Source organism: Nostocoides australiense Ben110 (genome assembly GCF_001050535.1).
In the GTDB taxonomy this organism is placed as follows: Bacteria; Actinomycetota; Actinomycetes; order Actinomycetales; family Dermatophilaceae; genus Nostocoides_A; species Nostocoides_A australiense.
In genome coordinates this window covers 3,419,477-3,423,517 of sequence record NZ_HG764815.1, presented here as the reverse complement: position 1 = coordinate 3,423,517, position 4,041 = coordinate 3,419,477, and the positions used below count along the sequence as shown (strand labels likewise).

General features: G+C 70.0%; 5 protein-coding genes. 2 read left to right on the top strand and 3 right to left on the bottom strand.

Annotated elements, in window-relative coordinates:
• Positions 1–48 precede the first annotated feature (48 nt).
• Entirely contained in the window at positions 49–1,074 is a 1,026-nt protein-coding gene (locus BN11_RS16660; protein ID WP_157044238.1) for a helix-turn-helix transcriptional regulator, read from the bottom strand.
• 88 nt (positions 1,075–1,162) lie between these two features.
• On the opposite strand from BN11_RS16660, the gene BN11_RS16655 reads away from it, so the two are divergent.
• Positions 1,163–1,603 (top strand): hypothetical protein, encoded by a 441-nt coding sequence (locus BN11_RS16655; RefSeq protein ID WP_157044237.1) that lies wholly within the window; start codon positions 1,163–1,165, stop codon positions 1,601–1,603.
• Positions 1,603–1,740, top strand: coding sequence for a hypothetical protein (locus tag BN11_RS23020; RefSeq protein ID WP_157044236.1), 138 nt, complete (start codon positions 1,603–1,605; stop codon positions 1,738–1,740). The genes BN11_RS16655 and BN11_RS23020 overlap by 1 nt, the downstream gene beginning before the upstream one ends.
• A gap of 97 nt (positions 1,741–1,837) precedes the next feature.
• Here BN11_RS23020 and BN11_RS16650 read toward each other — a convergent pair whose 3' ends face one another.
• Both BN11_RS16650 and BN11_RS16645 read right to left on the bottom strand, forming a co-directional pair.
• Complete coding sequence (locus BN11_RS16650) at positions 1,838–2,536, bottom strand: GNAT family N-acetyltransferase (RefSeq protein ID WP_048699471.1); 699 nt, start codon at positions 2,534–2,536, stop codon at positions 1,838–1,840.
• A 31-nt stretch (positions 2,537–2,567) separates the two neighbouring features.
• Positions 2,568–4,041: ABC transporter permease (locus tag BN11_RS16645; RefSeq protein ID WP_162213270.1), on the bottom strand; the 1,474-nt coding region annotated here is incomplete at its 5' end.

The following is a 4,041-nucleotide window of genomic DNA, read 5'->3' as shown; positions in this document are numbered from 1 at the left end:
CACAAACTGTCATGGCAGTTTGTGCCGCCTCGACCTGTTCGGATCAGGTCAGAGCCAGCCGAGTTCCTTGGCGCGGACACCGAGTTCGAAGCGACTGCCGGCACCGGCCCGCTCGTGCAGATCGGCGATGAAACGACGGGCCGTGCGGACGGAGACACCGAGGTGGTGCGCGACGGCCTCGTCCTTGAGACCCCGGGCGAGCAGTCTCAGCACTTGCGTGTCCATCGGGGACAACACCTCGACATCGTTCTCGGGCGTCGGGACCTCGAAGGGGGCGCGGGCGGCCTCCCATTGCATCTCGAAGAGGGCAGCGAGGGCGATGAGAACGCCGCCTCCGCGCAGCACGACGGCGCCGGCGCCGATGTCGTCCGGATCGGTCGCGATGACGGCGACCGCACGATCGAAGATGAGCATGCGCACCGGCAGAGTCGGGGCCAGGCGCACTTCGGCCCCCTCGGAGACGAAGCTGAAGAGCGACTGCCGGAATGCCTTGTCGACGACACCCTCGAGATAGATCGTGCGGGAGCGCACCCCGCGCGCCAGCGTCGCCGTGTCCGAGTCGCGTGCCTGCTCGACGGCCTCGGGCGCGGGTCGGGACGTCGACATCGACAGGATCTCGGTCGTGCTGGCGGCGCTGAGTTCTTCGAGCATCGACACCACGGCGTCACGACCGTCGAGTCGTTCGACGGTGCGGGCGAGCCGGGCTTCGCGTTCTTCGCGATAGTCGGTGACGAAGGCGAGCACGTCGTCGCGAACCCGGGCGAGCCGGACGGCCTGCCGGGCGTGCGCTTCCTCGAGCTCGGCGACGAGCCGTCGCAGGGCCACTTCGGGAGAGATGGGCCGCCAGGTGCCGGCGTGGCTCTGGCTGGGACGCAGCAGGGCGGTGGCGGCAAGGGCATCGAGAGCGTCGCGTGCCTGCGGCTCGCCGACACCGCAGGCCTCGGCGAGGGTCGTGAGGTCGGCCTCGGGACGCAGCAGCAACTGGCGATAGACGTCCAAGGTGACCGGCTCGAGCCCGAGAACCGCGAGTCCCTCCACGGGCGGCCGGGCCCCGGAGCCGTCACTTCCTGTCATGTCAGGTTCTCCCCCCCATATCTCGCACACTACACGACCAATTGTGGCGACGATAACCCGGATGTCTTTAACGACGAAAGGGTCGATCATGGATATTTACCCATTTCGCCTTGCCTGGAAATATCCAGAGAATTTGCGACTTGCCGACGAGAGCGAAGTCGTCCTCCTAGAGATCCGCTCCGCGATCGCGGCATTCAATGACAGTGGTAGTGCGGGAGCGGACGGCGTGCTGCAACACGTGAGCATCCAGCCGGATCCGGCGGACGGGTTCATCGACGGACTGATCTTCGCCGTGGGCACCCCCGACACCGTTCGTCGTGCGGCGACCCGCCTGTTGCGGGGAATACTCGCCCAGTTCACCGAGGCCGGCGAGCTGCTGGAGATCCAGGTGCCGCCGCCGATGGCTACCGAAAGTGCTGCCATGGCAGTTTGTGCGTCGCCCAGACCCCTTGGCGCGGGTGAGCCGGGCCGGTTGACTTCCCCCAGATCCGGACGCCAGCCGGGCCACGACACGAAAGGACTGACCTGATGCGCCGTTTCACCGCGACCCTCGCCTTCCTCCTTCTCGGCGGCCTCGGTCTCGCCCCGGCGGCGCACGCCGACATCGCCGGCCCGAACTCCACGTCCGACGGGGCCTGCATCGCCTGCTGGGTGACGGGTCACTGATCGGTCGATCCCACCCCGGTCGAGCCTCGACAGCGACCGACGCAGCGAAGGCGGTGACCCGGACCGGGTCACCGCCTTCCCGCTGCGCTGCGCCCCGTCAGGAACGGGTGAGATCACCGAGCGAGCGGCGTTGCGCTCCTGCGGCATCGAAGTTGCCCGGGGCCAGCCACGCGTCGTATGCCGCGGACAGCGCCGGCCATTCCGCACCGGTGATCGAGAACCAGTCGGTGTCGCGGTTGGGGGGCTTGTAGACCATCGCGTTGCGATGCCGCCCTTCGTAGGTGAACCCCAGCCGGGTCGCGGCCGCCTTGGACGGTTCGTTGCACGAGTCGCACTTCCACTCGTATCGGCGGTAGCCGAGGTCGTCGAAGACATGCCGGGCCATCAGGATCATCGCTTCCGTGGCGGCCGTGGTGCGTTGCAGCGCAGAGGAATAGACGATCCCGCCGACCTCGACGCTGCCGTTCGGCGGGTCGATCCGCAAGAAACTCGCGAACCCCAGACCGGCACCGTCCGGCGCCATGATGGCGTGCGCCGCGCCCGCCGGGTTGCGCAGCTGGACGGCGATGCAGGCGTCGAACTCGGCACGGGTCATCGTCGGCGAGTAGGGGTAGTAGGTCCAGATCCGCGGGTCGGATTCGAGAACCATCGGCGCGTAGAGAATTCCGGCGTGTGCCGCCGTGAGCGGTTCCAACCGCACGTGCCTTCCGGTCAGGGTCACGGGTATGACGGGTGGCCGGGCCTGCCAGCCGGGCAGCGGCTCGCCGACGGGTTGGCCGAACTCGTTCTGAGGCACGCGGCCGATCCTACGGAACGGCCCGGCCCGCTCAGGTGACGTCGCGGCGGGCGTAACCCCACCAGCCGGCCGCGAGCAATCCCAGAGCCAGGAGCGATTCGACGACCACGGGGACCCAGTCCATTGGCTCGGCCGGAGGTCGTGGCAGATAGGCGAAGGGGGTGGCGTCGAGGACTCGCTGGGGGAAGCCCAGCACCGCGCCGATCCAGTTGACGACGAGCGACCAGCCGGTGACGAGCCAGGGCAGCAGCCGCAGCCGTGGCGCCAACCCGTGCACGGCAACCGCGAGGCCGACGATGAGTGCGATCCCGGGTGCCTGGGCCGCGGCGCCGCCGCCGATCCGTGCGAGTTGCTGCGGGTCGCCACGCAGCGCCGCCGGCAGCGCCATCAAGAGACCACTGAGGATCAGCACCCCGATCGGCACGATCAGCGCCGGCAGGACGAAGGCACTCAACACCCGGGATCGAGACGTCGCGCCGGCGAGCAGCAGCTCACCGCGCCCGGACTCCTCCTCGCGCCGGAGTCGCTCCACGAGGGAGATGCCGATCAGGGCGAAGAGAACGACGAGGATGCCGATCATCGCCACATAGAAGGCGTCGGTCAGGTCGGTCGCGCCGGCACCCATCCGGCGGAAGCGATCGGCCAGCGTGGGATCTTCGGCGATCGAGTCGAAGACATTCGACATCGAGCCCATGACGAGCGCGAAAAGGCCCATCCCGACGAGTGTCCAGATCGCCGTGCCCCGATCGAGCCGCCGCGCGAGAGCGCTCACCGATCCCAGGGCCGGTGCGGCGTGCTCCGGGCCGGGGCGGGCGGGGCGCAGGCCCGCGCCGTGATCACGGCGGGCCTCCAGTGCGAAGGCGAACCCAATCAGCCCGGCCGCCAATGCGATCGGGAGGGCGAGCACCCACCAGCGCTCCCCGGCATACGGCCGCACGTACGGTGACCACTCGAGCGGCGAGAGCCAGCCGAGCCACCGCATACCGGCGTCCTCCGAGGTCCCGTCGGCGACGGCGCGCAGGAGGTATGCCGCGCCGACCGACCCCATCGCGATGCCCCGGGCGGTCCGGGCCGACGCGGTGAGTTGGGCGGCGACGGCGCCCACGCCGGCGAAGGCGACACCGGTCACACCGATGCCCAGCCCCAGCGCGACGAGCAGGGCGGCGAGCAGGGGCGCGTGCCGCCCGATCGACCCGGCGCGCAACAGTTCGGTGCGGCCCGCCTCCTCGTCCGCGCGAGTGGCGCGGATGACGCCGAGCCCCGCCATGACCGCGGCCATCATCGCGACGAAGCCGCCGACACGCCAGGACGTGAACCCGCCGACGTGCAACAGGTCGTAGGGCGGGCCGAGCATCGCCCGCATCGTCGGATTGGCGGCCAGGCCCGCGGCGACCTCGCGACCGGCCGCGTCGTCGGTGATCGTCTCGCGATAGGCGCTCCACCGGTCGGCTCGCAGGATACGGCGCAGCACCACCCGGGTGCCGGCGGCCGGGCCCGCGTCGCGC

Coding starts and splice junctions, on each gene's coding strand:
- BN11_RS16660 (WP_157044238.1), bottom strand. CDS start 1,074: ATGACAGGAAGTGACGGCTCCGGGGCCCGGCCGCCCGTGGAGGGACTC.
- BN11_RS16655 (WP_157044237.1), top strand. CDS start 1,163: ATGGATATTTACCCATTTCGCCTTGCCTGGAAATATCCAGAGAATTTG.
- BN11_RS23020 (WP_157044236.1), top strand. CDS start 1,603: ATGCGCCGTTTCACCGCGACCCTCGCCTTCCTCCTTCTCGGCGGCCTC.